Consider the following 26,322-nt stretch of genomic DNA (forward strand, 5'->3'; position numbering starts at 1 on the left):
CTACAAGATCAAGGGCTACGGCACCGCCGAGGACACCGAGCTCGTCAAAACCGCCCTCATGCCGCTGGCCGCTCCCGTGGTCACCGAGCCCGGCGCCTGCGGCGGCGAACCCGACGCCAAGAAGTGGCGCGACCCCGAGACCGGCCAGCGGATCAGCCACGGGTGTCCCGACCCCGACTGCCGCCACGACGGCCGCGATCCCCGCGAGTCCGGCGCCCGCCTCTTCGACGCCCTCGTCGAAGCCGCCCGCCGCCTCCAAGCCACCGACTCACTACCCCACGCCCACGGCACCACCGCCCGGATCACCATCACCACATCGCTCGACGCGTTGACCACCCGCCTCACCGGGACCGGGCACCTCGACACCGACGGGCTCCTCCCCTCCGGCGACCGGCTCTCCGCCACTGCGGTACGACGCTTGGCCTGCGCCGCCGAGATCATCCCCACCGTCCTCGGCACCCCCGGGCAGATCCTCGACATCGGCCGCACCACCCGCACCGTCCCCACCCCGATCTGGAACGCCCTCGTGCTCCGCGACCGACACTGCGCCTTCCCCGGCTGCAACCGCCTCCCCATCGCCTGCGACGCCCACCACATCCACCACTGGGCCGACGGCGGCACCACCGCCCTGCACAACCTCATCCTGCTCTGCCGCAAACACCACACCGCCATCCACCGCACCCCCTGGACCGTCACCATCGACGACGACACCGGCAGACCCGTGTGGACACCACCACCACCCATCGACACCAGCGACCGATGGTCCTTCGCACCCGCCCGAGCCAGACCACCGAACGCGGCCTGAGGGCAGCGACGTCTCAGGTTGAGCATCCGCACTCATGCGCATCCGCGACGCGGCGAGCACCGTGGAGGCATGAGAACTGCCGCGCCCCCACCGTTGCCAGCTCGCCCGAGCCGAGCTCCGGTGGTCCTCGCCTCTCTCGCGCTCGTTCTCGCCGTTCCGGGAGCAGTGGCCGCGGTGTGGATGTGGGCGGAGACCGACCGCTACATCGCGACTGCTGGCGACTCCGGACTGGCGGGACTCGGCTACCTCCTCCCGCTCGTGGTCGGGATTCCGTCCGGTCTCGGACTGGCGTTCGCGCTGCCGGCGCTCGCGCTGTGGCGTCGGATGCCCCGCACCGCTCTCGGTTGCGGGATCGCGGCGCTGATGCCGATCGCACTCCTCGCGGCCCTGTACCTCGTCGAAGTCATCGGCTCGGTGTGACCGGGCCGCCGAGCGCCGGCAAGGTCAGCTCGGGCGCGGGAACTGCGCCCGCATCGCGAGGTCCCAGCCTCGATCGCCGAGCGCCCGGCGCGCGAGGATCGCCGCCGGCGCCGAGAGCGTGACGGTGTAGCGAGGCTTGGGTCGCTTCGCGGTGAGCGCCTTCTCGATCACCTTCGCCACCGCCTCCGGTGGGCCGCCGAACCGCGCGAGCGGACCGTCGTACGCCGCCGTGGTCGCCTGCGCGACGTCGGCGTTGAACGCGGCGTACGGCCCCTCCCCCTCCGGCATGCCGGCCGCGACGGCGGCGTCGAAATTGGTGGTGATCAGGCCCGGTTCGACGAGGACGACCCGCACGCCGAAGCCCGACACCTCGTAGCGGAGCGCGTCGGAGAGGGCCTCCACGGCGTACTTCGACGCGTGGTAGGCGCCGCCGCCCGGGAAGGTGATCTTGCCGCCCATGGAGCCGATGTTGACGATCCGGCCGGACCGCTGCTCCCGCATCGCCGGCAGCACCAGCTGGGTCAGCCGGAGCAGGCCGAACACGTTGGTCTCGAACTGGCGCCGCACGGCGTCGACGTCGAGGGACTCGACCGCGCCCGACTGCGAGTAGCCGGCGTTGTTGACCAGCGCGTCGAGCCGACCCGACTCCCTCAGCACGGTGTCGACGGCGCTCGTCATCGAGGCCTCGTCGGTCACGTCGAGCCGGACGGCCCGGCACCCGGCGGCGACCAGCCGGTCCAGGGTCTCGGGGCGACGGGCGCTGGCCCAGACGTCCCAGCCGGTGTCTGCCAGGCGCCGTGCGGTCGCCTCGCCGATGCCGGAGGAGCAGCCGGTGATCAGCACGGTCTTCGTCATGCCGGGATCATGGCAGCCCGGACGGGCCTCGGGAACCGCCGCTCAGCTGTCGGCGATGGTCTCGCAGACGGCCGCGCGGTCGACGCCGCCCGCCGCTCCCGCCGCCTTGTCGAGCAGCCGCCGCAGCTGCGCGCGCTCCGCGGGCTCGAGGCCGTGCAGCAGCTCGGCCTCCGCCTCCGCGACCTGGGCGCAACGGGTCGCCACCAGCTCCTCCCCTGCTCTGGTGGCGACGACCAGGCGCTGCCTCCGGTCGGTGGGGTTGGGCCGACGCTCGACGAGCCCGGCCTCGACGAGGTCGTCGACGAGATAGGTCATCACGGTGCGGTCGATGCCGAGGTGGCGCGCCAGGGCCAGCTGGCTCGGGTGGTCGCCGTTCACCACCGCACAGAGGACCTCGTAGCCGCGCGCGCCCTGGGGCAGGTCGTCGAGCCGCGGCGCGACCGACTCGCGGAAGCCGCGCAGCAGCACGCCGAGGCTCCACCCGAGGTCCTCGGCGCGGGCCTCCGGCTCACGTCTCGTCCGTCGCTCGGCCACGGGAACATCCTAACGCAATACTCTGTTGAACCAATCGTCTGTCGTACAGACGATCTATCCAACCGATGAACCACCGAGGAACCTGCATGTCACTCCCCCAGGGCATCGCCTACGACGTGCCCGTCTCGCTCGCCGACAACGCCGTCGTGCCGGGCCATCCCGCCTACCGCAGCGTGAGGTCGACGTACCTCCGGTCCGGGTCGCCCGGACTCGTGCTGCGTCCCCGGTCCCCCGCCGAGGTGGCCGACGCGCTGGCGTTCGCGCGGCGCCACCCCGACGTCCCGCTCGGCATCCGCAGCGGAGGCCACGGCATCAGCGGCCGGTCGACCAACGACGGCGGCATCGTCATCGACGTCGGCGCCCTGGACACGATCGAGGTGCTCGACGTCGAGCGCCGACGGGTCCGGATCGGGCCCGGCGCCACCTGGAAGCGGGTCGCGGCAGCGCTCGACCCCTACGGCTGGGCGCTTGGGTCGGGCGACTACGGCGGCGTGGGCGTCGGCGGGCTCGCCACCGCGGGCGGCATCGGGCTGCTCGGCCGCCAGCACGGCCTGACGATCGACCACCTCCGCGCCGTCGAGCTCGTCCTGGCCGACGGCAGCCAGGTGCGCGCGACGCGCGACGAGCACCCCGACCTGTTCTGGGCCGTCCGCGGCGCGGGTGCCAACTTCGGGGTGGCCACCGCCTTCGAGTTCGAGGTGGACGACGTGCCCGAGGTGGGCTGGGCGAAGCTCACCCTGGTCTCCGCCGACATCGAGGAGACGCTCCGGCGCTACGGCGAGCTGGCGAGCGCGGCTCCGCGGGACACGACGGTGTTCCTCGTGACCGGGCAGCCCCGGCAGGGGCAGTCGGTCGTTCAGCTGTACGCCATCGCCGCCTCCCCCGACGCCGACGTCGTCGTCGAGCGGCTGCGCCCCTTCGCCGAGGAGCTGGGCACGCTGGTTCAGCAGGAGGTGGTGCTGACCACCTACGCGGCGGTGATGGCGGAAGCCCCCGACGTCGGGCCGGAGGGCCATCGCGGCCACGGAGAGCCGGTCACCCGGTCGGCCCTGCTGACCGCGCTGACCCCCGAGCTCGCCGCCGACGCCGCTCGGCTGCTGCGCACCGGCCAGGTCTACTTCTTCCAGCTCCGCGCGATGGGCGGCGCCATCGCCGACGTACCCCCGGACGAGACGGCGTTCTCCCACCGCGGCGCCGCGTTCCAGGTGACGGCGATGGGCGGCGACCGCGCGGTGCTCGACGCGCTCTGGGACGGGATCTCCCACCACTTCGAGGGGACCTACCTGAGCTTCGAGACCGACCTCCGACCCGAACGCCTGACTGAGGCGTTCCCGCCTCCCGTGCTCGACCGCCTGCGCGCTCTCAAGCTGCGCTACGACCCCCACAACCTGTTCCGCGACAACTTCAACATCCCGCCCGCCACCACCGACTCCGACGAGGAGGAGCTCGCATCATGACCGACTACGGACACGACCTTCTGTTCGGCACCTTCGTCACCCCGTCCGCCCACCACGCCGAGGCCGTCGTCGATCTCGCCGTGACCGCCGACCGGACGGGGCTGGACCTGGTGACCTTCCAGGACCACCCGTACCAACCGTCGTTCCTCGACACCTGGACCCTGCTGTCGTACGTCGCCGCGCGCACCGAGCGCGTCCACGTCGCCGGCAACGTCACCAGCCTGCCGCTGCGTCCGCCCGCCGTGCTGGCGCGGGCCGCGGCCTCGCTCGACATCCTGAGCGGCGGCCGGTTGGAGCTCGGCATCGGCGCGGGCGCGTTCTGGGACGGCATCGCCGCGATGGGCGGTCGCCGGCTGGCGCCCGCCCAGGGGGTCGACGCCCTCCGCGAGGGCATCACCCTGATCCGCGAGCTGTGGGCGACCGACGCGCCGGGAGGGGTCCGCCTCGACGGCGACTACTACACGGCAGCGGGCGCGAGGCGCGGCCCCGCTCCGGCGCACGACATCGCCATCTGGGTCGGCGCCTACAAGCGCCGGATGCTCGAGCTCACCGGCACCCACGGCGACGGCTGGCTGCCGACGATCGAGTACATCCCCGGCGGTGTCGCCGACCTGCCCGGGCTCAACGCGCGCATCGACGCGGCCGCCGTCGAGGCCGGGCGCAACCCGGAGGACGTCCGGCGGCTCATGAACTTCATGCGCGTCGGGTTCTCCCCCACCGGGCGCGGCCTGCTCGACGGCCCGCCGAACGCGTGGGTCGAGCAGCTCGCCGACCTCACGCTGACCCACGGCGTCACCGCGTTCCTCATCGGCGGCGACGACCACGCGGTCACCGAGCGGTACGCCGCGGAGGTGGCCCCCGCCGTACGCGAGCTCGTCGCGAAGGAGCGTGCCGCTAGCAGCTCTTGATGGTGGCGTCGTTGCGGGCGTCGTCGCCGTAGCGCCGCGCCGCCGCGGTGTCGGGGGTGACCACGCTGGCGCCGCCGATGTTGGCGAAGCCGCCGTGGACGACGCAGCTGGTCACCTTGGCCGGGTCGACGTCGGCGATCGCGTGGGCGATCCGGAACAGCTCGGACGGCGCCAGGTCGGTGTGCAGGTTCTCCATCACCGACAGCACCCCACGGGCGATGAACCCCTTGTCGTCCTGGTGGTCGCGGATCTTGCGCTGGATCCCGGCGATGATCCGGCTCTGGTTGGCGGACCGGTCGAAGTCGCCGCCCGGAAGCTCCTTGCGCGCCCGGGCGAACTGGAGTGCCCCCTGCCCGTTGAGGTGGATCTCGCCCGCAGCGAAGCCCTCCGGCCGCATGTAGGCGTCGGCGAACGCGCGCGGGTTGTCGACGGTGACGCCGCCGATGTCCTGGATCATGTGCTGGAAGTAGAGGAACCGGGTCACGAACACGTAGTCCGGCTGGACGCCGACCAGGTTGCCCACCGCCTGGCCGAGCGCATCGGGCCCGCCGTAGTAGAGGGCCGCGTTGATGCGGTCGGACCCGGCGCCCGGGATCGGGACGTAGGAGTCGCGGGGGATGCCGATGTCGGCGGCAGCGCCGGTCTTGGTGTTGAGGAAGATCATGTGCAGCGCGTCGCCGCGGGTGCGGAGCATGTCCTCCCCCGGCCGTGCGTCGGAGCCCACGGCGAGGAACGTGATGACGTCCTCGCCGTGCGCGAGGTCGCCGATGTCGACGCCCTCCGCCACCTCGACCTTCACCAGAGCCGACTCCATCGGGTGGACGCCGCTGTCCGGGACGACCACGAGGGCCACCCCGAGGATCGCGGCCAGTACGGCGCTGCGCAGCGCCCGTCGTACGACACTCACCGCTTCTTCTCCTTCCGCGGCTGCTCGGGACCGGCACTGATCCGGTAGCCGAAGATCCGCCACTCGGCCTTGTCGCGCTCGAGCTGGACGGTGCCGCGCACCGCGTACCTCTTGTCGCCGTCTCCGGACTCCAGGACCAGCAGGACCCCCGCGGTCACCCCGACGGCCCGCCTCTTCACCGCGAGCACGTCGAGCGTGACGCGGCGGCGGGTGGCGACGGCGGTGGCTCCGTCGAGGAGCCGGGCGCCGGTCATCAGGTCGGCGTCGCCGCGGGCGAGCTTCGCCGCCCCGGGGGTGAACCCCGGGAACGGGTTCTCGCTGTCGGAGAGGTAGGCGGCGTCCCACCAGCGGTCGACCGCCTCGGTCACGCCCTTCACGACACGCTGGCGCTCCTTCTTGGACAACGCGCCGGTGATCTCGCTCACCTTCGCCTTCGTGTCCACGGTCCGTGCCTCGGCGGGCGCGCCGCTGGGGGTCGGCTCGTCCGGTTCGTCGCCGGAACACCCCGTGGAAAGGGAGAAAACGAGGAGCAGCCCGAGCAGCAGGATCAGCGAATTCGTACGCGAGCGGATGTCGTTCCTCCGGGTTTCCGACGAGCGGGTCGACAGGCCTGGACCCCTACCGGCTTACACCCTGCCCCAAAGGGTGGTCCGGACGCGGCATTTGCTTCGCCTTGGGACTAGCCTTGGTGCGGAGTCTCAGTCAACTCGCGCCCCCATCTCGATCCGGAAGAGGCGAAGCAAGTCGTGCCGCAGTCGTCAGGCCAGCAGTCCACCCCGTCGGATTCCCAGAACGGCGGCCCGCCGGCCGACTTCGGCGACAACGCCTGGCTCGTCGAGGAGCTCCGTGAGCAGTACGCCGCGGATCCCGACAGCGTCGACCCGAAGTGGGCCGACTACTTCCGTGCCAACCCGGCCAACGGCTCCAGCCAGGCCCCCGCCCAGCCCGCAGCTGCGCCGGCGGCCGCGCCCCAGAAGGCCGCGCCCCAGAAGGCCGCGCCCCAGCAGGCCGCGCCGGCCCAGCCCGCAGCACCCGCCCAGCCCGCCGCGCGCCCGGTCCCCAAGGCCACGCCGGCCCCGCAGGTGAGCCCGGCCTCGAAGACCACCCCGACCCCGCCGAGGAGCCCGGAGTCCAAGCCGACGCCGAAGGACGCGCCCCGGCCGGTGCCGACCGCCGCGAAGGACGAGCCGACCTACACCGTGCTCCGCGGCATCCCGGCGGCGACCGCGAAGAACATGGACGTCTCGCTGAGCGTCCCGACGGCCACCTCGGTGCGCCAGGTCCCGGTCAAGCTGCTGTGGGACAACCGCATCGTCATCAACAGCCACCTCGCCCGCGCGCGTGGCGGCAAGGTCTCCTTCACCCACATCATCGGCTACGCCCTGGTGCGCGCACTCAAGTCGCTGCCGGAGATGAACAACTCCTACGCCGAGATCGACGGCAAGCCGACCATGGTGACGCCGGCCCACATCAACCTCGGCCTCGCGATCGACCAGCAGAAGAAGGACGGCACCCGCCAGCTCGTCGCGCCCTCCATCAAGGGCTGCGAGACGATGGACTTCGCCGGCTTCTGGACCGCCTACGAGGAGATGATCCGCAAGGCGCGCGACAACAAGCTGACCATGGAGGACTACTCCGGCACGACGGTCAGCCTCACCAACGTCGGCGGTCTCGGCACCGTCCACTCCGTCCCCCGGCTGATGGCCGGCCAGGCCGCGATCATCGGCGTCGGCGCGATGGAGTACCCCGCGGAGTGGCAGGGCGCCTCCGAGGCCGCGATCGCCCGCAGCGGCATCGGCAAGGTCATGTCGATCACCTCGACCTACGACCACCGGGTCATCCAGGGCGCGCAGTCGGGTGAGTTCCTCAAGCGGGTCCACCAGCTCCTGCTCGGCGAGGACGGCTTCTACGACGACATCTTCCGCTCGCTCCGCATCCCCTACGAGCCGATCCGCTGGAACACCGACGTCGCGACGTCCCACGACGACGAGATCGACAAGCAGGCCCGGATCCTCGAGCTGATCCACGCCTACCGCGTGCGCGGTCACCTGATGGCCGACACCGACCCGCTGGAGTACAAGCAGCGCAGCCACCCCGACCTGCGAGTGGAGTCGCACGGCCTGACCCTGTGGGACCTCGACCGCGAGTTCCCGACCGGCGAGTTCGGCGGCGCGGGCCGGCGGTTCATGAAGCTGCGCCACATCCTCGGCATCCTGCGCGACTCCTACTGCCGCACCATCGGCATCGAGTACATGCACATCATGGATCCCGAGCAGCGTCGCTGGATCCAGGAGCGGGTCGAGCAGCCGCACACCAAGCCGCCCCGCGAGGAGCAGCTGCGGATCCTGCAGAAGCTCAATCAGGCCGAGGCGTTCGAGACGTTCCTCCAGACCAAGTTCGTGGGCCAGAAGCGGTTCTCGCTCGAGGGTGGCGAGACCACCATCCCGGTGGTCGACGAGATCGCCGAGGCAGCCGCGCAGGCGGGCCTCGACGAGGTCACGATCGGCATGGCGCACCGCGGCCGGCTCAACGTGCTGGCCAACATCGTCGGCAAGTCCTACAACCAGATCTTCCGCGAGTTCGAGGGCAACATCGACCCGCGCACGGTCCAGGGCTCCGGCGACGTGAAGTACCACCTCGGCGCCGAGGGCGAGTTCGTCGCCGGCACCGGCGAGACGATCAAGGTCTCGGTCGCCGCGAACCCGTCGCACCTCGAGACGGTCGACCCGGTCCTCGAGGGCATCGCCCGCGCCAAGCAGGACGTCCTCGACAAGGGCGCCGAGTTCCCGGTGCTGCCGCTGCTCCTGCACGGTGACGCCGCCTTCGCCGGCCAGGGCGTGGTCGCCGAGACGCTCAACCTGTCGCAGCTGCGCGGCTACCGCACGGGCGGGACGATCCACCTGGTCATCAACAACCAGGTCGGCTTCACCACCTCGCCCGGCTCGTCGCGCTCCTCGCTCTACGCGACCGACGTCGCGCGGATGGTGCAGGCGCCGATCTTCCACGTCAACGGCGACGACCCGGAGGCGTGCATCCGGGTCGCGCGGCTCGCGTTCGAGTGGCGCCAGGCGTTCCACAGCGACGTCGTCATCGACCTGGTCTGCTACCGCCGCCGCGGTCACAACGAGGGTGACGACCCGTCGTACACCCAGCCGCTGATGTACGACCTGATCGAGCAGAAGCGTTCGGTGCGCAAGCTCTACACCGAGTCCCTCATCGGTCGCGGCGACATCACGATCGAGGAGGCCGAGCAGGTCCTCAAGGACTACCAGGCCCAGCTGGAGCGCGTGTTCACCGAGGTGCGCGAGGCCACGACCTCGCCGTCGGCGTGGACGACCGTCCCCGACTACCCGGACAAGCCCGAGGGCGAGGCCAAGACGGCGGTCCCGTTCGAGACGCTCAAGATGATCGCCGACGCCTACGTCACGCCGCCGGACGGCTTCACCGTCCACCCGAAGGTGATGCCGCAGCTGCAGCGCCGCGCGGCCGCGATCACCGACGGCCCGATCGACTGGGGCACCGGCGAGATCCTCGCGTTCGGCTCGCTGCTGATGGACGGCCGCCCGGTCCGGCTGGCCGGCCAGGACTCGCGGCGTGGCACGTTCGTGCAGCGGTTCGCGACGATCATCGACCGGGTCAACGCCAGCGAGTGGACGCCGCTGAGCAACCTCAGCGACGACCAGGCCAAGTTCTTCGTCTACGACAGCCTGCTGTCGGAGTACGCCGCCCTCGGCTTCGAGTACGGCTACTCCGTCGCCCGTCCCGAGGCCCTGGTGCTGTGGGAGGCCCAGTTCGGCGACTTCGTCAACGGCGCGCAGACGGTCATCGACGAGTACATCTCGGCCGGGAAGACCAAGTGGGGCCAGGACAGCGGCGTGGTGCTGCTGCTGCCGCACGGCTACGAGGGCCAGGGAGCCGACCACTCCTCGGCGCGGATCGAGCGGTTCCTCACGCTCTGCGCCGACGACGCCATGGTGGTCGCCCAGCCGTCGACGCCGGCCTCGCACTTCCACCTGCTGCGCAGCCACTCGCTCGGCGACGAGCACAAGCCGCTGATCGTGTTCACGCCGAAGTCGATGCTCAAGCGCAAGGAGGCGGCCTCGCAGCCGTCCGACTTCACCGAGGGCTCGTTCCGGCCGGTGATCGGAGACGACACCGTCGACCCCGGCAAGGTGTCGACCGTGCTGCTGGTCTCCGGGCGGCTCACGTGGGACCTGGTGGTCGAGCGCACGAAGTCCGAGCGCGACGACGTCGCGATCGTCCGCGTCGAGCAGCTCTACCCCTGGCCGACCGAGGCGCTCAAGGCCGAGCTCGCGAAGTACCCGAACGCCAAGGTCCGGTGGGTCCAGGACGAGCCCTTCAACCAGGGGCCGTGGCCGAGCTACTACCTCAACGTGGTGCCGCACCTGGGCCGCGAGGTCGAGCCGATCACCCGGGCCGCGTCGTCGACCACCGCCGTCGGCACCGCCAAGCGCCACCTCGAGGAGGCGAAGGTGCTGATCGGCGAGGCCTTCGCCTGATCGATGTACTTCACCGATCGCGGCATCGAGGAGCTCCAGCAGCGCCGGGGTGACGAGGAGGTCACCCTGGCGTGGCTCGGCGAGCGGCTCCAGGAGTTCGTCGACACCCACCCGGAGTTCGAGGTGGCGGTCGAGCGGTTCGCCACCTGGCTGGCGCGCCTCGACGACCCCGAGGACTGAGGTCCTGGCGCGCTTTCCCACACGGTCGGGCAACCGACGTCGAGGCCAGCGCGTCTACGTCTAGAGTCCACCGCTCGGGGCAGGCTGTCGTCGGGCGCGACGCACTCACCGCCCACGCCCTCCGTCTCCCGGGAGTCAACGATGTCCCTCCGTCTCCGGCGCCTGGTCGCCACCTCCGCGCTGCTCGCGACCGCCGCGGCCCCCATGGCGGTCGCCGCCGGCCCGCAGGCCCTCGCGGAGGGCCCGGGCGACCCGGTCGCGCCGGTGCTCGGCCTCGACGCCCCGAGCCGGATCGACGGGCAGTACATCGTCGTGCTGCGCGACACGACATCCCGCCGGACCGCCCGCTCCGCCCGCGCCTCGGTCGCGACGCTGGGCGGCAGGGTGCTGTCGTCGTACGGCGAGGCGCTGACCGGCTTCGCCGCGACGCTGCCCGAGCGTGCCGTGGCTGCCCTCCGGCGCAACCCCGCCGTCGCCTACATCGAGGCCGACCAGCGGGTGCGTGTCGCCGGCGACCGGTCGCAGGCGCGCTGGGGCCTCGACCGCATCGACCAGCGCCAGCTGCCGCTCGACCGCACCTACCACTACGAACGCACCGGCGCCGGCGTGACCGCCTACGTCATCGACACCGGCATCCGTGCCGACCACTCGGAGTTCACGGGACGCGTGACCAGCGGCTTCACTTCCGTCTACGACGGCGAGGGCACCAACGACTGCATGGGGCACGGCAGCCACGTCGCGGGCACCGTCGGCGGGGAGACCTACGGCGTCGCACCGGACGTCCAGCTGGTCCCCGTGCGCGTGCTCAACTGCGGCGGCTTCGGCAGCTGGAGCAAGATCATCAAGGGCATCGACTGGGTGGCCCGGCACCATGCCGCCCATCCCGGGCCGGCCGTCGCCAACATGAGCCTGGGCGGGTGGGCGCGGGACACCCGCGCGGTCAACCAGGCCGTCACTGCGGCGATCAACACCGGGGTGACGTTCGTCGTCGCCGCCGGCAACGCCTACGACGACGCCTGCTCCTACTCCCCGGCCCGGACGCCCCTGGCGATCACGGTCGGTGCGACGAACCGCGAGGACCGCAAGGCCGACTTCTCCAACTACGGCAGGTGCGTCGACATCTTCGCTCCCGGCGTCGGCGTCGACTCCGTCGACATCCGGTCGCGCTGGGCGCACGCCAAGCACAGCGGGACGTCGATGGCCTCCCCGCACGTCGCCGGGGTCGCGGCCCTCTACCTCGAGGCCTATCCGAGCGCCACGCCCGTCGACGTCACCCGCGCGATCCATGACAACTCGACCTGGGGCGTCGTCGGCGACCGTGGCAAGGCGTCCCCCAACCGGCTGCTGTACGCCAACTTCCTGACGCCCCCGCCGCCGGTCGACTGAACGCAGTAGCCTCCGGGCATGGACGCTGACGACGGCGTCGGCCCGGAGGCTCCGCGGGTCGACTACGCCGGGTGGGGCGAGCGGTTCTTCGAGCAGGCCGTCACGCTGGAGCGCGTGCTGGCCGGGGTCAACGTCCTCGGCGGCCGCCCCATCGAGCTGGGCCCGCTCGGCGTCGGCCCCGGGCGCCTCGCGAAGGTGCACGCCACCGGCACGATCGGGGAGGCGACCGGGCATCGGGTCGGCGTCTCGCCGATGACGTTCGACGTGACGCTGCCCGCCTCGCTGTCGTTCGTGCTCGACCTGACCATGGACAAGCAGCGGTTCGACGCCGAGGTCGAGGTGCCCCTGCGGCTGACCGCCCACGCACACGCGGACCTGTCGATCTTCGTCGACGTCACGCCCCCGCGCGCCGACGCGGTCGTCGTACGGCTGAAGGCGCAGGGGCTGCGGGCCTCGCTGACCCAGGCGGCCGCGGGGGTCGACGGCGAGCTGCGCCGCTTCATCGCGAAGTACGTCGCCCGCGAGGTCGACAAGCCGCACATCGCCGCCGCCCGCGTCATCGACGTGGCGGCGGCGATCGAGCGGTCAGCGGACCACGTCGTGCCGCGCTGACTCAGGCGGGGGCCTCCACGGGCACCGGCTCCCGGGCCGGCTCGGGCACGGTCTCGCTCAGACCGAACCGGCGATGCAGCGCGGCCAGCGGCCGCGGTGCCCACCAGGCGGCGTCGCCGAGGAGCCGGATGCCCGCCGGCAGCAGGATCCCGCGCACGATGGTCGCGTCGATGAGGATCGCGAGCCCGGTGCCCAGCCCGAAGAACTGGATGAAGCTGACGTCGCTCACGACGAACGCGAAGAAGCTGATCGCGATCAGAGCGGCCGCCGTGCTGACGATCCGCCCGGTGTGCGCGAGGCCGTGGACGACGGCCTCCTCGTTGCCGAGGCCCGCGTCGCGCATCTCCTTGATCCGGCCCATCACGAAGACCTCGTAGTCCATCGAGAGGCCGAACGCGACGCAGAAGAGCAGCACCATCATGCTGGTGTCCATCGGCAGCGGGGTGAAGCCCAGCACCTCGCTGAGGTGGCCCTCCTGGAACACCCACACCATCGCGCCCAGCGTTGCCGACAGCCCGAGCGCGTTGAGCACCAGCGCGCGGATCGGCTGCACCACGCTCCCGGTGAAGAGGAACAGGATCACCAGCGTGGTCACTACCATCCAGGCGACCGCGACCGGCAGCCGCGACCCGATCGAGGCGAGGTTGTCATGCAGCTCGGCGGTGCCGCCGCCGACGAGCGTCTCGGCTCCTGCGGGGCCCGGCAGGTCGCGCACCGCGTCGACCAGGTCGCGCGCGCCGTCGGAGCGGGTGTCGAGGTCGGTCACGACCGAGATGCGCTCCGCCGTCACCTCCGGCGCCTGGGGGGCGGGCACCGGGCCCTGGTCGCTCGTGGTGCCGCCGGCGAAGCTGCCGAGCCGGGTGTCGACCCGGACCACGTCCGGCAGCTCGGAGGCAGCGGCGGCGTACGCCGCGAGGTCGTCGTCGGCCACGGTCCGGGTGGTGACGACCTCGATCGGGTTGCTGCCGTCGCCGGAGAAGTCGTCGCGGAGGACGTCGCCCGCCTGCCGGCTCTCGGCGCTCGTGGGCAGCACCCGGTCGTCGGGCGTGCCGAACGAGATGCCCAGCAGCGGCGCGGCCATCAGCAGCAGGCCGGCGACGACCGGGATCGCGGTGACGAGGGGCCGGCGGATCACGAACCGCGCGAGGCGCGCCCAGGTCGGGGCCTCCTCGCCGCGGATGCCGCGGACACCGGGCACCCGCCACCGGTCGATGCGGTCGCCCAGCAGGGCGAGCCCCGCGGGGAGGAGGACGACCGCACCGAACGCGGTGATGAGCATGACCCCGATGCCGGCGTACGCGAACGAGCGCAGGAAGTACTGCGGGAAGACCAGGAGCGAGCCGAGCGCGACCGCGACCGTGGTCGCGCTGAACACGATCGTGCGTCCGGCGGTCTCGACGGCGCGGACGACCGCGTCCCGGTGGTCGCGCCGCGCCCGCTCCTCCCGGACCCGGGCGACCATCAGCAGCCCGTAGTCGACGGCGAGACCGAGCCCGAGGCCGGTGGTCAGGTTGATGGCGTAGATGGACACGTCGGTGAGCGAGCCGAGGATCGACAGCTCGGCGAACGTGCCGAGGATCGCGGCGATGCCGACCGCCTGGGTGACCAGGGCGCCGACGAGGTTGCCGAACGCGAGCACGAGCAGGGAGAGGATGAGCGGGATCGCGATGCTCTCCGCGAGCGCGAGGTCGCCCCCGATCGTGGCGCCGATCTCCTCCCCCGTCGCCTCGGGGCCACCGATCCGGACGGTGACGCCGTCGCGGTCGCCCGAGTAGTCGTCGAGGACCTCGGCCGTGTCGGCGTCGTCGGCCGCGTCGGCGGTGATCAGCGCGTGCGCCCCGTCGGTCGAGCGCATCGACGGCACCCCGGCCTGGAAGTACGACGTGACGTCGGCGAGCCTGTCGTCGGCGAGCATCTCGTCCGTCAGCGCCCGACCCGCGCGCGCGGCGTCGCGGTCGTCGACGGTCCCCCCGTCGGCGGAGACGACGAAGATGTAGTCGGCCGACCCCCCGAACTGGTCGGAGAGCACCGCCGCGGCGCGGCTCGCCTCCGACTCGGGGTCGTCGAAGCCCTCCGTCTGGAGCTTGCTGAAGGCGCCGACGCCGAGCACGCCCGCGGCGACGACGGCGACGAGCCCGACCGCGAGGACCAGCCGGGCGCGGGTGGTGACGAGGATGCCGATCCGGTGGAACATTCCGACTCCCGATGTGAACGTCGTAAACTTTACGGACGTTAACTTGGCATAGATGTGCACGGGTGTCAACATATTCTCCATGACGAGCACGGCGCGCGACCGCCCCTATCACCACGGCGACCTCCGCAACGCCCTCGTGCGCGCCGCCGCGGCGCTGGCCGAGAAGGGCGGGCCCGAGGCGGTGACGATCCGCGCCGCGGCGCGCGAGGCCGGCGTCACGCCCACGGCGACCTACCGGCACTTCGACAACCAGCTCGACCTGCTCCATGCCGCCAAGGTCGAGGCCAACGACCGGATGGCCGCCGTGATCCTCGACCTGCTCGAGGAGCCGCCCGCCGATGCCGACCCGGCGGAGGTCGCGATCGCGCGGCTGCGCGCGGCCGGGCGGGGCTACGTGCAGTTCGCGGTCGGGCAGCCGGGCCTGTTCAAGACCGCCTTCTGCCGTGCGTCGGCGGACGACGAGGACCTGCCGCCGCTCGAGGAGCGGCTGGCGGGCTCGGCGCCGTACGCCTTCCTGTCCTCGGTCCTCGACGACATGGTGGCCGCCGGGCGGCTGGATCCCGCCTACCGCCCGGGCGCGGAGACCGGCCCGTGGGCGGCGGTCCACGGGCTCAGCATGCTCCTGATCGACGGGCCCTACCGCACCCTCCCGGCGCCGCAGCGCGAGGAGCTGATCGACAAGACGCTCGACCTGGTGCTGCACGGGCTGCTGGCGGCCTCGGACGCCGTACGCTCGCCGTCGTGACCGGACACGCCTATCCCCCCGCTCCCTGGCAGATGCACGGCTCGATGTGGATGTCCGTGTTCAAGCTGCGCGAGGACGCGCGGACGGCGACGGGCGAGCCGCGGCCGGCCGGCACGTACGCCGTCGGGTTCGTGTCGTACGTCGAGCCGAGCCCGCTCACGTACTCCGAGCTGCTGGCCGCCCGCTACCTGGGTGACGGACCGCGCAAGGGTTTCGTGAGCATCACCGACATCTGGGTCGACTCCCCGGCGTCGGTGGCCGGGGGCCGCGAGCTGTGGGCGATCCCCAAGCACCTGTGCGACTTCGACCTCGAGTCGTCGTTCCGCGGACCGCTCACCTCGACCTCGTGGCAGGCGTCGGTCGAGCGGACGCCGATCGTCGAGGCGAGCTTCACCGACGTGTCCCGGGTCGCCCCGCGGGTGCCGATGAAGGGCAAGGTCTGGCAGCCCGGCATCGACGACCACCCCGACGACGCCGACATCGTGATGGCCGGCACGGCCCGGGCGCTCCCCTGCCGCGCGCGGTGGCACTTCGCCAGCGGCGGCCCGCTGGGGTTCCTCAGCGGCGCGCGCAGGGTCGGCTCGTTCCGCACGAAGGACTTCCGCCTCGCGTTCGACTGAGGCCGATCCCGGACCTACTCCACCGGGTCGTGCCGCTCCGCGGCACGCCGCGACGCGTCCCGGATCTCGAACACCTCGGTGGCGAAGCCGCCGACCGCTCCGGCCACGTCGCCGACGGCCCGGGTGATGATCGTGGCGACCTCGCCCACCGTGCTCGCGGCCGCCTGGGCGGTCGCCTGGAACGCGTCCTTGGTGATCTCGCCCTTCGTCAGGCGGTCGGGTCCGTCGGTCATGCGCCCAGTGTCCCCTCTCCGGATCAGGCCGCCAAGGGGTGGGCGGGCGCGACCCCGGTCACATCGGCCTCCTTCGGCTGGCCGCCGGGCAGGGCGAGGCGGCAGATCTTCTTCGCGACGCTGAACAGCTGCTTGTGCAGCGGGCCGGTGTTGTAGGGCAGCCCGTAGCGCTCGCAGATCTCCCGCACCTCCTCGGCGATCTCGGGGTAGCGGCGCGCCGGGATGTCGGGGAACAGGTGGTGCTCGATCTGGTGCGACAGGTTGCCGCTCATCACGTGGAAGAGCTTGCCGCCGGCGATGTTGGCCGAGCCGAGCAGCTGCCGGAGGTACCACATGCCCTGGGTCTCGGTGCCCTCGTTGATGCCGGTCTCCTCCTCGGAGAAGCTCGCGACGCCGGCCGGGAAGTGGCCGCAGAAGATGATGTTGAACGCCCAGATGTTCCGGACCAGGTTGGCCGTCGCGTTGCCGAGGAACGTCAGCGGGAACAGCGGGCCGGTGAGCGCCGGGAACAGCAGGTAGTCCTTGAGAACCTGGCCGCGGATCTTGCGGATCAGGCCGCGGTGGAGGTGCTTGGTGTCCTTCCAGGTTCGGCGGCCGGCGACGATCTCCTCGACCTCGAGGTCGTGGAGGGCGACACCCCACTCGAAGAACACCATCAGCAGGAACGCGTAGACCGGGTTGCCCAGGTAGTAGGGGTTCCACTTCTGGTCGGGGTCCATGCGGAGGATCCCGTAGCCGATGTCGCGGTCCTTGCCGAGGATGTTGGTGTAGGTGTGGTGGATGTAGTTGTGCGAGTACTTCCACTGCTCACCGGGGCAGACGGTGTCCCAGTCGAACATCCGCGAGTTGAGGTCGGGGTCGCCCATCCAGTCGTACTGGCCGTGCATGACGTTGTGGCCGATCTCCATGTTGTCGAGGATCTTCGACACGCTGAGCGCGCCCACGGCGATCGGCCAGGCGGGCGGCAGGTAGAACAGCGCCCGGCCGGTGATCTCGAGGCCGCGCTGCCACTTGAGGATGTTCAGCAGGTAGTCGCGGTCCGCCTGGCCCAGGTCGGCGATCACCCGCTGGCGGATGGCGTCGAGCTCCGCGCCGAAGCTCTCGATCTGGTCGTGGGTGAGTCCGTGGTAGGTCTTCTCGTCGGTCGTGGTGCTCATGAGTCTCTCCTCAGAGGTCGATGTGGCAGTCGCCGGCGGGGGTGGTCACGCAGATCCGGATGTCCTCGTCCGGTGCGGCTGACTCCTCCCCCGTCAGCACGTTGCGGACGGTGCCGCTGGTCTTGCGGGCGGTGCAGGAGAAGCAGATGCCCATCCGGCAGCCGAAGTCGGGCTTCAGGCCAGCGGCCTCGGCCTGCTCGAGCAGGCTCGCCCCGTTGTTGGTCGTGGTCACGCCGGAGCGGGCGAAGGAGACCTCTCCCTCGACGGCGTCGGATCCCCGGCCGACGCGGGCGGTCGCGGGCTTGAAGAACTCCATCCGGAGGCGCGGCGAGTCCCCGAAGGCGTCGGTCACCAGCTCGACGAGGCCCGGAGGGCCGCAGAGCCAGGTGTCGGTGGTGCGGAAGTCGGGGACCAGCCGGCGCAGCAGGAACTCGCTGAACAGGCTGTCGCCGTGGTGCAGGTGCACGTCGACGCCGTTGTCTGCGTCGGCGATCGCGGCGAGCTCGTCGGCGAAGATCTGGTCCTCCGCGCTGCGCGCGAAGTGCAGGAAGGTGACCTTGCGGCCGACGTGGCCGTCGTAGCCGTCGCGCAGCAACGTGCGCAGCATCGACATCGCGGGCGTGATGCCCGAGCCGCCGGTGATGAGCAGCAGCCGATGGTTGGTCGGCGTGGCCGGGCTCTCAGTGAGGACGAAGTCGCCCTGCGCCTGGCTCAGGTGGAGCAGCTGGCCGGGGCGCGCCTCGTGGACGAGGAACTTGGACAGCTGGCCCTCCTCGTGGGCGCGGATCGTCAGCGTGAACCGCTCGCCGGGAGCCGAGGCGGCCGAGGAGATGGAGAACGCGCGGGTGGTCCGCTTGGCGGAGGCGGGCAGGTCGGCACCGACCAGCACGTGCTGACCGGCCTGGTGGCCGCGCCAGGTGCTGGTGGGCTGCAGGGTCAGGGTGGCGACACCGGGCGTCTCGGGCGTGATCTCGACGACCCGGGCGCGCACCTCGTGCGCGGCCAGCATCGGATCGATCAGCTCGAGGTAGCGGTCCACGCCGTGCGGCGCGGTCAGCGCGGCAGCGAGGCGGGAGCGTAGGACCCGGCCGGTCGCGTCTGCGACGATGCTCATCGGGTTCCCCCTCCGGGAGGTAGGCGGCGGCCAAGGCCGCCGGAGTTTGAGTGTACGTCTGTACACCGACAAGCCTGCCGGTCCCGACGGGGCGTGGTCAACGGCCGCGCACGTGAGGGTGCACACATGTTCACCGGACTAGGATGGGTAGATGACAGCGAGCGGAGCGAGCACGTGACGGAGACCCGCGTGGAGCGCAAGGAGCGCACCCGCCGCGCCATCCTCGACGCGGCCCTCGCCCTCAGCGCCGACACGACGCTCGCGGCGCTCTCCCTGCGGCAGGTCGCCAAGGAGGTCGGCGTCGTGCCGACCGCGTTCTACCGCCACTTCGAGTCCCTCGACGAGCTCGGGCTCGCGCTGGTCGAGGAGTCGTTCGAGTCGCTGCGCGCGATGCTGCGCGACGTGCGCCGTACGGCGGACCCCCAGTTCCGCGACATCATCGACAGCTCGGTCGCCGTCCTCGTCGACCACGTCCGGCTGCAGCAGCGCCAGTTCGCGTTCATCGCCCGCGAGCGGTTCGCGGGCCCCGCCCCCGTGCGCGAGGCGATCGCCCGCGGCATCGAGCTCTTCGAGCGGGAGCTGGCCACCGACCTCGCGCACCTACCCAACACGGGGTCCTGGTCCGACGCCGACCTCCGCATCGTGTCGCGGCTCATCGTCCACCTGATGGTCGCCGTGGTCGAGGAGCTGATCGCCGCCGGGGCCGAGCCCGCCGCCGAGCGGCGCGCGGCCGCGACCGCCCGCACCCAGCTGCGGATGCTGATGATCGGCGCGCTCAACTGGAAGTCGTCGACCTGAGCGCCGGCGTCACGCTGGTCACGTTCGGTGGACCCGGCGTCCGGACGCCGGGAACAATCCCCGGGTGCCCTCGCCGACACTGACCTCCCTCGCCACCGCTGCCCGCAACGCCTGGGCGATCTCGCCCCTCGGCGACGGCATCGAGGGCTACGACGGTCTCCCGGCGGAGGTCGTCGCGGACGCGCCCCACCGCCGCCTCGTGCGCTACCGCCGTACGACGCCGGCGACCACGGCGCGGCCGGTGCTGCTCGTGCCGCCGCTCGCGGTCTCGACGCGCTGCTACGACCTGCGTCCCGGCCAGAGCCTGGTGGCCCACCTGCTGGAGCGGGGCCACGACACCTGGCTCGTCGACTACGGCGACATCACGTTCGCCGACCGCGGCATGGGCTTCGAGGACTGGATCGACGACATCATCCCCGGCGCCGTGCGCACCGTCTCCGAGGCCCACGGCGGCGCCGGGGTCGACATCGTGGCGTGGTCGCTCGGCGGCACGATGAGCCTGCTCATGGCCGCGTCCCACCCCGACCTGCCGGTCTCCTCCATCACGGCGTTCGGGACCCCGATCGACTACTCGAAGAACCCCGCCGTCCAGGGCTTCGCGCTCGCGGACAAGTACCTCGGGACGTGGCTGACCACGCTTCCCACCGCCGCGATGGGCGGCGTCCCCCGCCACCTCGTGCGGACGTCGTACCGCGCGATGGCGCCGAAGCGCGAGCTGACCAAGGCGCTCTACCTCGCCCGCAACATCCTCGACCCCGAGACCCTCGGCCGCACCGAGGCCGTCGACGACTTCATCAGCGCCATGCCGGGCTACCCCGGCCGCGCCTACAACCAGATGCACTCCCGCCTGTTCGCCCGCAACGAGCTGGCGACGGGCCGCGTGCAGCTGAGCCGGCACCGGACGGTCGACCTGGCGAACGTCGACACCCGGGTGCTGTTCGTCGGCAGCCGGACCGACAACATCGGCCCGGCCGCCTGCGTCCGTGCGGGGGTCGACGTGGTGCCGGGTGCCCGCTACCGCGCCGCCGACGGCCTCAGCCACCTCGGCCTGGTCGCGGGCGTGCGCGCCTCAGAGATCAGCTGGCCCCTCCTCGACGAGTTCCTCGCCGAGGAGGGCGACCAGCCTGACGGTCAGTGGCCGTGGCCGGCCGGCGCGTCGACCCGCGCCGGAAGGAACAGCGCGAGCACGAGCACGACCGCGCCCATGAACGCGCCGGCGTAGAACGCCCACTGCAGGCCGCCGACGAACGCCTCGGCGAACGGCGTGCCGCTCGCGGCGAGGTCGTCGGAGCGGTTGCTCATCACGACCATGATCAGCGCAGTGCCCATCGCGCCGGCCACCTGCTGCAGCGTGCCGAGCAGCGAGGAGCCGTGCGAGTAGAGCTGCGGCGGCAGGTCACCCAGGCCGATGGTGAACACCGGGGTGAAGATCGCTGCCAGGCACGCCATCAGCGTGACGTGGACGATCAGCAGCAGCCAGAGCGGCGTGTCGGTCGAGACCTGGGCGAGCGCCAGCAGCGCGGCGACCATGCCGGCCGCGCCAGGGATCACCAGCGGGCGCGAGCCGAACCGGTCGTAGAGCTTGCCGACCTGCGGGCCGAGCAGACCCATCGCCAGGCCGCCCGGCATCACCAGCAGACCGGTCTCCAGCGCGCTGAGGCCGCGGATCTCGGGGTTCTGCAGGTAGAGCGGCAGCAGGATCATCGAGCCGAGGAAGGCCATGAAGCCGGCCGACATCAGCAGGAGCGAGATCGTGAACGACTTGTGCTTGAGGGTGCGCAGGTCCATCAGTGGCGAGCCGTCGCGCTGCAGCCGGAGCTGGTAGACGGCGAACAGCAGGACGAGCAGCGCACCGCCGCCGGCGAACAGCCCGACCTCGAGGCCGGACGTGTGGCCGATCTCGCTGAGGCCGTAGACGAGGAGCGCGAAGCCGGCGGTCGCGAGCACCACGCTGAGCCAGCTGACCGACCCGGCCTGCGGCTCGCCGACGTTCTCGAGCCGGCGCAGGCCGAGCAGGGCGACGACCACCACGATCGGCAGCACGACGGCGAAGATCACGCGCCAGCCACCGATGTTGAGCAGCACGCCCGAGACGGCGGGGCCGAGAGCAGGGGCGCACGACATCGCCAGCGTGACCTGGCCCATGACCCGGCCGCGGTCGCTCGCGTCGACGACGGTCATCAGCGTCGTCATCAGCAGCGGCATCATGACCGCCGTACCGGCGGCCTGGACGACTCGCGCCGCCAGCAGCACCTCGAACACGGGCGCGACGAGCGCCAGCGTCGTGCCGGCGGCGAACGTCGCCATCGCGACGGAGTACGCCGCCCGCGTGGTCACGCGCTGCAGGAACCAGCCGGTGATCGGGATGACCGCAGCCATCGTCAGCATGAACACGGTCGAGAGCCACGCTGCGGTGGACTCGTCGACGTTGAAGTCGCCCATCAGCGTGGGGACGGCGTTGATCATGATCGTCTCGTTGAGGATCACGACGAACGTGGCGGCGACGAGCAGCTTGATCACCAGGGGCGTCTTGCCCGGTGCGGTCGTGGAGGTCGCGAACTCCTGCTCGAACTCGGCGATGTCGCCGGTCTCGATGGGCGCAGTCATGTCTAGGGGTCCTATCGGTGGAAGGGGCGTTCGACGAGTCCACGAACGAGAGCTGCGGATTTCGACATGCCGCGAGGCGATTTCTCATCGCCGATCGATCGACAAGTTCGCAAACCGCGCAACGACCGCAATGCTTCCCGATGCCACCGACATCGGGCGACCGGTTTTCCGCCGCCGCGAGCGGCGGGTGTGACCAGGGTCTCTCAGCGGGTGAGGACGATCTTGCCGAACACGTCGCCGGCGGCCAGCGCGGCGAAGCCCTCGCGGGCGTCCTCCATCGGCAACGTCCGGTCGACCAGCGGGCGGACGCCCGTCGCGTCGAGCATCGACACCAGCGACGCCAGCTCGCTGCGCGAGCCCATCGTCGAGCCGATGACGCTGAGCTGGAGGAAGAAGATGTGGCTGAGCATCGCGTTGTCGAGCTTCGGGCCCGACGTGGTCCCGCTGATGACCAGCTTGCCCCCCGGCCGCAGGGACCGGATCGAGTGCTCCCAGGTCGCGCGGCCGACGGTCTCCATGACCGCGTCGACCTTCGCCGGCAGCCGCTCGCCGGACTCGTAGACCTCGTGGGCGCCGAGCTCCAGCGCCTTGGCCCGCTTGGCCTCGTCACGGCTCGTCGCGAGCACCCGGAGCCCGCCGGCGCGCGCCAGCGCGATCAGGGCGGTCGCGACTCCCCCGCCGGCCCCCTGCACCAGCACGCTGTCGCCGGCCTTGAGGCCGCCCTGGGTGAAGAGCATCCGGTACGCCGTCAGCCAGGCCGTCGGCAGGCAGGCCGCCTCCTCGAACGAGAGGGAGGCGGGCTTCGGCACCACGTTGACGCGGGGCACGATCACCCGGTCGGCGAACGTGCCCTGGTGGCGCTCGGAGAGGAGCGACCGCTTCGGGTCGAACGTCTCGTCGCCGTGCCAGTCGGGGCTCGACACGACGGCGTGGACGACCACCTCGTTGCCGTCCTCGTCGTGGCCCGCCGCGTCGCAGCCGAGGATCATCGGCAGGGCCTCCTGCTTGAGGCCGACGCCCCGCAGGGACCAGAGGTCGTGGTGGTTGAGCGACGCCGCCTTGACCGTGACCGTCGTCCAGCCGTCCGGGGCCACGGGGTCGGGGCGCTCCCCGACCACCAGTCCGCTGAGCGGGTCGTCGGTGCTGAAGGACTCGGCGTAGACGGCGAACATGGCGTTCAACCTATCGACGCGCGACCCCGTCGCGACGGGCGGCCTCGGCGACCGCGGCCGCCACGGCCGGGCCGACCCGCGGGTCGAACGGGGACGGGATGACCAGGTCCTCGCTCAGGTCGTCGCCCACCAGGGCAGCCAGCGCGTCGGCCGCGGCGACCTTCATCCCCTCGGTGATCGCGCTCGCGTGCACGTCGAACGCACCGCGGAAGATCCCGGGGAACGCCAGCACGTTGTTGATCTGGTTCGGGAAGTCCGAGCGACCGGTCGCGACGACCCGCGCGTGGCGGTGGGCGACGTCCGGGTGGACCTCCGGGATCGGGTTGGCCATCGCGAAGACGATCGCGTCGTCGGCCATGGTGGCGACGATCTCCTCCGGGATGGTGCCGCCGGAGACGCCGATGTAGACGTCGGCCCCGCGGAACGCGTCGGCAAGGGTGCCGCTGCGGCCCACCCGGTCGGCGGTGAGCTCGGCGAGCTGCTTCTTCACCGGGGTGAGGTCGTGGCGGTCGGAGCTCACGACACCCTTGCGGTCGGTGACGACGATGTCCTTGACGCCGGCCGCGAGCAGGATCTTCGCGATCGCGACGCCCGCGGCGCCCGCACCCGAGATCACCACCCGCGTGGACTCGGCGTTGCGGCCGGTCAGCTTCAGCGCGTTGACCAGGGCGGCCAGCGTGACGACCGCGGTGCCGTGCTGGTCGTCGTGGAAGACGGGGATGTCGAGCCGCTCCTTGAGGCGGTCCTCGATCTCGAAGCAGCGCGGGGCGGAGATGTCCTCGAGGTTGATGCCGCCGAAGCTCGGCGCGAGCCGCACGACGGTCTCGATGATCTCCTCGGTGTCGGTCGTGTCGAGGCAGATCGGGACACCGTCGACGCCGCCGAACTGCTTGAAGAGCACCGCCTTGCCCTCCATCACCGGCATCGCCGCCGCCGGGCCGATGTCACCCAGACCGAGCACGGCGGTGCCGTCGGTGACGATCGCGACCGTGTTGGGCACCCACGTGTAGTGGCGGGTGTACGACGGGTCGGCGGCGATCGCCTCGCACACCTGCGCCACCCCGGGCGTGTAGGCCAGCGAGAGCTGGTCCTTCGTGGAGACGTCGACCGTGGCTACCGTCTCGAGCTTCCCGCCGACGTGGAGGTCGAACACGGGATCGCCCGCGCGGGGATGAGAGGTCGGGACATCTGCGGCCACGACGAATGATCTTGGCACACCGGCGCGCGCCGAACGACCCGGTGAGACGAGAGCCGCCGTTACCCCGGTCACAGCGGCTCAGAGGCGTCGCGGACGCGGCCAGACCCGCGCCACGGCCACCGCGAGCACGTCGTCGTCGGCCACCGGGCCGCGGTGTCGGGAGTCCACCGCGCCGGGCGCCAGCTCGGCGGGCGCGTCGCCGAGCAGCCACCAGCCGGCGCTCCGGCGCTCGACGGCCCGCTTCACGACCACCGTCCCGTCGGCGAACCGCGCGACCACGACGCGGCCCGGCAGGACGCGGGCGCCGTACCTCACGAGGAGACGGTCGCCGGGCCGCAGGGCCGGCCGCATCGAGTCGCCCCGGACCACCGCGAACCCCCACCGGGAGCGGGCCGGAGCCTCCGGGCGACCTGCGGATCCGTGGTTCGACACGACGAGTAGTGTCGCAGTCAGCAGCTTCCAGACCCATCCGTGAAAGGACCCGCATGTTCTCGCGTTTCTTCGCCCCCACCATCGAGGTCTCCGCGCACTGCGACCTGCCGTGCGGCGTCTACGACCCGGCGCAGGCACGGATCGAGGCCGAGTCGATCAAGGCGATCATCGCCAAGGTCGCCGACAACGACGACCCCGACTTCCGGACCCGCGCGGTGATCATCAAGGAGCAGCGCTCCGAGCTCGTCAAGCACCACCTGTGGGTGTTGTGGACCGACTACTTCAAGCCCCCGCACTTCGAGAAGTACCCGCAGCTGCACACGCTCGTCAACGAGGCCACCAAGCTCGCGGGCGCCTCGGGCACCAAGGGCACGCTCGACGCCGACGTGGCCGACCAGCTGCTCGCCAAGATCGACGAGATCGCCGAGATCTTCTGGGAGACCAAGAAGGCGTAATCCTTCCTCCCTACGCGAGCGCGGTGCCCGGACGGGCGCCGCGCTCGTCGCATTTCCCGGGTCCCGACTGGTCCAGACCAGTTCACGTGTTTGTGCGACGTGCGTCACTCGCCAGCAGCGGTGTCGTTTCTCCGTGCAGACCCCGACGTCCGGCCCTTGAGGGAGGGCCTCCCGAGACGATCGTGGATGAAACCGGGAGCAATACCGTGTACCGAACCCTGTCCAAGATCCTTGTCAGTCTTGCTCTGGCCCTCGGCCTGAGCATCACCTTCGCCACCACCTCGGGTTCGGCGCAGGCAGCACCCACCCCCGCCGCGGCCGCGGCCGACTGCTCGGCCGAGCAGTCCGCTCTCGCCGACGCGAAGGCCAAGAAGGCCGCGACCAAGAAGAAGCTCAAGCAGGCCCGCATCGCCAAGAACCGCGCCGTCAAGGCGCTGAAGCGCGCCAAGGCCAGCCACAACCGCGCCAAGATCGCCAAGCTGACCAAGCGGGTCAAGACGCTCAAGCGCAAGGTCAACCGGCTCGAGCGCCAGCTGGCCAACCGCAACCGCGCCGTCCAGGCCGCGAAGGCCGTGTACGACGAGTGCGCCAACGGCGGCATCACCGGCGACAGCCCGATCCAGGCGCTCTGCGACGCCGGTCTCCCGCAGGCGATCTGCGACGCCCTCGCCGGCGGCATTCCCGGTGGCGGCCTGCCGACCGACATCTCGCTCGACATGTTCTGCGACGCCGTTCCGGCCAACCCGCTCTGCGACGCCCTCGCCGGCGGTGGCGGCCTCCCCGGCCTGCCGGAGCTGCCGGGCGGCGGCCTGCCGACCGACCCCGCGATCCTGCTCGACCTGCTCGCCCCGATCCTCGGCGGTGGCCTCCCCGGCTTCCCGGAGATCCCCGGCCTGCCGGAGCTCCCGGGCCTGCCGCTGCCCTGATCAGCGACGGACCTCCCCGCGCGAGCGCGGTGCCTGCGGGCACCGCGCTCGTGCGCTTTTTGTCGCGGAAATCCTCAACTTCGCCCG

26 protein-coding genes are annotated in these 26,322 nt (G+C 71.6%); 14 read left to right on the forward strand and 12 right to left on the reverse strand.

The features are described 5' to 3' along the window. Window positions 1–58 precede the first annotated feature (58 nt). Both HNR19_RS23580 and HNR19_RS14065 read left to right on the forward strand, forming a co-directional pair. On the forward strand, window positions 59–805 hold the full coding sequence (locus HNR19_RS23580; protein ID WP_343047187.1) for an HNH endonuclease signature motif containing protein: 747 nt from the start codon (window positions 59–61) through the stop codon (window positions 803–805). A 120-nt stretch (window positions 806–925) separates the two neighbouring features. Next, window positions 926–1,225: a hypothetical protein gene (locus HNR19_RS14065; protein ID WP_179668503.1), complete on the forward strand. Its 300-nt coding sequence runs from the start codon at window positions 926–928 to the stop codon at window positions 1,223–1,225. A 24-nt stretch (window positions 1,226–1,249) separates the two neighbouring features. On the opposite strand, the gene HNR19_RS14070 is transcribed toward HNR19_RS14065, so the two are convergent. Both HNR19_RS14070 and HNR19_RS22855 read right to left on the reverse strand, forming a co-directional pair. Continuing rightward, window positions 1,250–2,080 carry an oxidoreductase gene (locus HNR19_RS14070; RefSeq protein ID WP_179668504.1) on the reverse strand — a complete coding sequence of 277 codons (831 nt, stop codon included), beginning with the start codon at window positions 2,078–2,080 and terminating at the stop codon, window positions 1,250–1,252. Between the two features lie 42 nt (window positions 2,081–2,122). After that, the gene (locus HNR19_RS22855) at window positions 2,123–2,614 is read right to left on the reverse strand and encodes a MarR family transcriptional regulator (RefSeq protein ID WP_179668505.1); all 492 of its coding nucleotides are present in this window, start codon (window positions 2,612–2,614) and stop codon (window positions 2,123–2,125) included. An 86-nt stretch (window positions 2,615–2,700) separates the two neighbouring features. Between HNR19_RS22855 and HNR19_RS14080 the strand changes: the two genes are divergently transcribed. Both HNR19_RS14080 and HNR19_RS14085 read left to right on the forward strand, forming a co-directional pair. Further along, complete coding sequence (locus HNR19_RS14080; RefSeq protein WP_246303516.1) at window positions 2,701–4,071, forward strand: FAD-binding oxidoreductase; 1,371 nt, start codon at window positions 2,701–2,703, stop codon at window positions 4,069–4,071. Then, window positions 4,068–4,979, forward strand: a complete 912-nt coding sequence (locus HNR19_RS14085) for an LLM class flavin-dependent oxidoreductase (RefSeq protein WP_179668507.1) — start codon at window positions 4,068–4,070, stop codon at window positions 4,977–4,979. Before HNR19_RS14080 ends, HNR19_RS14085 begins: the two co-directional genes overlap by 4 nt. On the opposite strand, the gene HNR19_RS14090 is transcribed toward HNR19_RS14085, so the two are convergent. Continuing rightward, on the reverse strand, window positions 4,966–5,886 hold the full coding sequence (locus HNR19_RS14090) for an LCP family protein (protein WP_343047188.1): 921 nt from the start codon (window positions 5,884–5,886) through the stop codon (window positions 4,966–4,968). The two genes, HNR19_RS14085 and HNR19_RS14090, sit on opposite strands and share 14 nt — an antisense overlap. After that, window positions 5,883–6,329 carry a hypothetical protein gene (locus HNR19_RS14095; RefSeq protein ID WP_179668508.1) on the reverse strand — a complete coding sequence of 149 codons (447 nt, stop codon included), beginning with the start codon at window positions 6,327–6,329 and terminating at the stop codon, window positions 5,883–5,885. Before HNR19_RS14095 ends, HNR19_RS14090 begins: the two co-directional genes overlap by 4 nt. A gap of 303 nt (window positions 6,330–6,632) precedes the next feature. On the opposite strand from HNR19_RS14095, the gene HNR19_RS14100 reads away from it, so the two are divergent. The 4 genes from HNR19_RS14100 to HNR19_RS14115 all read left to right on the forward strand — a co-directional run bounded on the left by HNR19_RS14100 (window position 6,633) and on the right by HNR19_RS14115 (window position 12,584). Beyond that, window positions 6,633–10,406 carry a multifunctional oxoglutarate decarboxylase/oxoglutarate dehydrogenase thiamine pyrophosphate-binding subunit/dihydrolipoyllysine-residue succinyltransferase subunit gene (locus tag HNR19_RS14100; protein ID WP_179668509.1) on the forward strand — a complete coding sequence of 1,258 codons (3,774 nt, stop codon included), beginning with the start codon at window positions 6,633–6,635 and terminating at the stop codon, window positions 10,404–10,406. A gap of 3 nt (window positions 10,407–10,409) precedes the next feature. Continuing rightward, a complete protein-coding gene (locus tag HNR19_RS14105; protein ID WP_179668510.1) occupies window positions 10,410–10,586 on the forward strand; it encodes a DUF6104 family protein in 177 nt (58 codons plus the stop codon). A 141-nt stretch (window positions 10,587–10,727) separates the two neighbouring features. Then, window positions 10,728–11,972: a S8 family peptidase gene (locus tag HNR19_RS14110; protein WP_218910259.1), complete on the forward strand. Its 1,245-nt coding sequence runs from the start codon at window positions 10,728–10,730 to the stop codon at window positions 11,970–11,972. An 18-nt stretch (window positions 11,973–11,990) separates the two neighbouring features. Continuing rightward, entirely contained in the window at window positions 11,991–12,584 is a 594-nt protein-coding gene (locus HNR19_RS14115) for a hypothetical protein (protein WP_179668511.1), read from the forward strand. Between the two features lies 1 nt (window position 12,585). Here the strand turns inward: HNR19_RS14115 and HNR19_RS14120 are convergent, their stop codons facing one another. Then, window positions 12,586–14,778: an MMPL family transporter gene (locus HNR19_RS14120; protein ID WP_179668512.1), complete on the reverse strand. Its 2,193-nt coding sequence runs from the start codon at window positions 14,776–14,778 to the stop codon at window positions 12,586–12,588. Between the two features lie 79 nt (window positions 14,779–14,857). On the opposite strand from HNR19_RS14120, the gene HNR19_RS14125 reads away from it, so the two are divergent. After that, window positions 14,858–15,523, forward strand: coding sequence for a TetR/AcrR family transcriptional regulator (locus HNR19_RS14125; RefSeq protein WP_179668513.1), 666 nt, complete (start codon window positions 14,858–14,860; stop codon window positions 15,521–15,523). Continuing rightward, a complete protein-coding gene (locus tag HNR19_RS14130) occupies window positions 15,520–16,143 on the forward strand; it encodes an acetoacetate decarboxylase family protein (protein ID WP_179668514.1) in 624 nt (207 codons plus the stop codon). The genes HNR19_RS14125 and HNR19_RS14130 overlap by 4 nt, the downstream gene beginning before the upstream one ends. Window positions 16,144–16,157: 14 nt before the next feature. Here HNR19_RS14130 and HNR19_RS14135 read toward each other — a convergent pair whose 3' ends face one another. The 3 genes from HNR19_RS14135 to HNR19_RS14145 are packed head-to-tail and all read right to left on the reverse strand — an operon-like array spanning window position 16,158 to window position 18,647. After that, window positions 16,158–16,376, reverse strand: a complete 219-nt coding sequence (locus HNR19_RS14135) for a hypothetical protein (RefSeq protein WP_179668515.1) — start codon at window positions 16,374–16,376, stop codon at window positions 16,158–16,160. Window positions 16,377–16,399: 23 nt separating this feature from the next. After that, on the reverse strand, window positions 16,400–17,533 hold the full coding sequence (locus HNR19_RS14140) for a fatty acid desaturase family protein (RefSeq protein ID WP_179668516.1): 1,134 nt from the start codon (window positions 17,531–17,533) through the stop codon (window positions 16,400–16,402). Window positions 17,534–17,543: 10 nt separating this feature from the next. Then, a complete protein-coding gene (locus HNR19_RS14145; RefSeq protein ID WP_179668517.1) occupies window positions 17,544–18,647 on the reverse strand; it encodes a flavin reductase family protein in 1,104 nt (367 codons plus the stop codon). A gap of 174 nt (window positions 18,648–18,821) precedes the next feature. On the opposite strand from HNR19_RS14145, the gene HNR19_RS14150 reads away from it, so the two are divergent. Then, window positions 18,822–19,445 carry a TetR family transcriptional regulator gene (locus HNR19_RS14150; RefSeq protein ID WP_343047189.1) on the forward strand — a complete coding sequence of 208 codons (624 nt, stop codon included), beginning with the start codon at window positions 18,822–18,824 and terminating at the stop codon, window positions 19,443–19,445. Window positions 19,446–19,509: 64 nt separating this feature from the next. Next, window positions 19,510–20,667: an alpha/beta fold hydrolase gene (locus tag HNR19_RS14155; protein ID WP_343047190.1), complete on the forward strand. Its 1,158-nt coding sequence runs from the start codon at window positions 19,510–19,512 to the stop codon at window positions 20,665–20,667. Here the strand turns inward: HNR19_RS14155 and HNR19_RS14160 are convergent. From HNR19_RS14160 to HNR19_RS14175, 4 genes are all read right to left on the reverse strand, one after another. After that, window positions 20,577–22,052 (reverse strand): MDR family MFS transporter, encoded by a 1,476-nt coding sequence (locus HNR19_RS14160; RefSeq protein WP_179668519.1) that lies wholly within the window; start codon window positions 22,050–22,052, stop codon window positions 20,577–20,579. The genes HNR19_RS14155 and HNR19_RS14160 overlap by 91 nt on opposite strands. A 203-nt stretch (window positions 22,053–22,255) precedes the next feature. Further along, window positions 22,256–23,224, reverse strand: coding sequence for a zinc-binding dehydrogenase (locus HNR19_RS14165; RefSeq protein WP_179668520.1), 969 nt, complete (start codon window positions 23,222–23,224; stop codon window positions 22,256–22,258). 10 nt (window positions 23,225–23,234) lie between these two features. Next, window positions 23,235–24,422: an NAD(P)-dependent malic enzyme gene (locus HNR19_RS14170; protein ID WP_343047191.1), complete on the reverse strand. Its 1,188-nt coding sequence runs from the start codon at window positions 24,420–24,422 to the stop codon at window positions 23,235–23,237. Window positions 24,423–24,500: 78 nt separating this feature from the next. Beyond that, window positions 24,501–24,854, reverse strand: coding sequence for a S24/S26 family peptidase (locus HNR19_RS14175; protein WP_343047192.1), 354 nt, complete (start codon window positions 24,852–24,854; stop codon window positions 24,501–24,503). Between the two features lie 53 nt (window positions 24,855–24,907). Between HNR19_RS14175 and sodN the strand changes: the two genes are divergently transcribed. Beyond that, window positions 24,908–25,309 (forward strand): superoxide dismutase, Ni, encoded by a 402-nt coding sequence (gene sodN, locus HNR19_RS14180; protein WP_179668522.1) that lies wholly within the window; start codon window positions 24,908–24,910, stop codon window positions 25,307–25,309. A 206-nt stretch (window positions 25,310–25,515) separates the two neighbouring features. Beyond that, window positions 25,516–26,235, forward strand: coding sequence for a hypothetical protein (locus HNR19_RS14185; RefSeq protein WP_179668523.1), 720 nt, complete (start codon window positions 25,516–25,518; stop codon window positions 26,233–26,235). The last annotated feature ends 87 nt before the right edge of the window (window positions 26,236–26,322 follow it).

The organism is Nocardioides thalensis, from assembly GCF_013410655.1.
Lineage (GTDB): Bacteria > Actinomycetota > Actinomycetes > Propionibacteriales > Nocardioidaceae > Nocardioides > Nocardioides thalensis.

Excerpts from the sequence above, each read along its gene's own strand:
- HNR19_RS14165 (WP_179668520.1), bottom strand. The coding sequence starts at position 23,224 with ATGTTCGCCGTCTACGCCGAGTCCTTCAGCACCGACGACCCGCTCAGC.
- HNR19_RS14135 (WP_179668515.1), bottom strand. The coding sequence starts at position 16,376 with ATGACCGACGGACCCGACCGCCTGACGAAGGGCGAGATCACCAAGGAC.
- HNR19_RS23580 (WP_343047187.1), top strand. The coding sequence starts at position 59 with ATGCCGCTGGCCGCTCCCGTGGTCACCGAGCCCGGCGCCTGCGGCGGC.
- HNR19_RS14105 (WP_179668510.1), top strand. The coding sequence starts at position 10,410 with ATGTACTTCACCGATCGCGGCATCGAGGAGCTCCAGCAGCGCCGGGGT.
- sodN (WP_179668522.1), top strand. The coding sequence starts at position 24,908 with ATGTTCTCGCGTTTCTTCGCCCCCACCATCGAGGTCTCCGCGCACTGC.
- HNR19_RS14110 (WP_218910259.1), top strand. The coding sequence starts at position 10,728 with ATGTCCCTCCGTCTCCGGCGCCTGGTCGCCACCTCCGCGCTGCTCGCG.
- HNR19_RS14115 (WP_179668511.1), top strand. The coding sequence starts at position 11,991 with ATGGACGCTGACGACGGCGTCGGCCCGGAGGCTCCGCGGGTCGACTAC.
- HNR19_RS14160 (WP_179668519.1), bottom strand. The coding sequence starts at position 22,052 with ATGACTGCGCCCATCGAGACCGGCGACATCGCCGAGTTCGAGCAGGAG.
- HNR19_RS14145 (WP_179668517.1), bottom strand. The coding sequence starts at position 18,647 with ATGAGCATCGTCGCAGACGCGACCGGCCGGGTCCTACGCTCCCGCCTC.
- HNR19_RS14120 (WP_179668512.1), bottom strand. The coding sequence starts at position 14,778 with ATGTTCCACCGGATCGGCATCCTCGTCACCACCCGCGCCCGGCTGGTC.
- HNR19_RS14070 (WP_179668504.1), bottom strand. The coding sequence starts at position 2,080 with ATGACGAAGACCGTGCTGATCACCGGCTGCTCCTCCGGCATCGGCGAG.
- HNR19_RS14125 (WP_179668513.1), top strand. The coding sequence starts at position 14,858 with ATGACGAGCACGGCGCGCGACCGCCCCTATCACCACGGCGACCTCCGC.
- HNR19_RS14140 (WP_179668516.1), bottom strand. The coding sequence starts at position 17,533 with ATGAGCACCACGACCGACGAGAAGACCTACCACGGACTCACCCACGAC.
- HNR19_RS14080 (WP_246303516.1), top strand. The coding sequence starts at position 2,701 with ATGTCACTCCCCCAGGGCATCGCCTACGACGTGCCCGTCTCGCTCGCC.
- HNR19_RS14085 (WP_179668507.1), top strand. The coding sequence starts at position 4,068 with ATGACCGACTACGGACACGACCTTCTGTTCGGCACCTTCGTCACCCCG.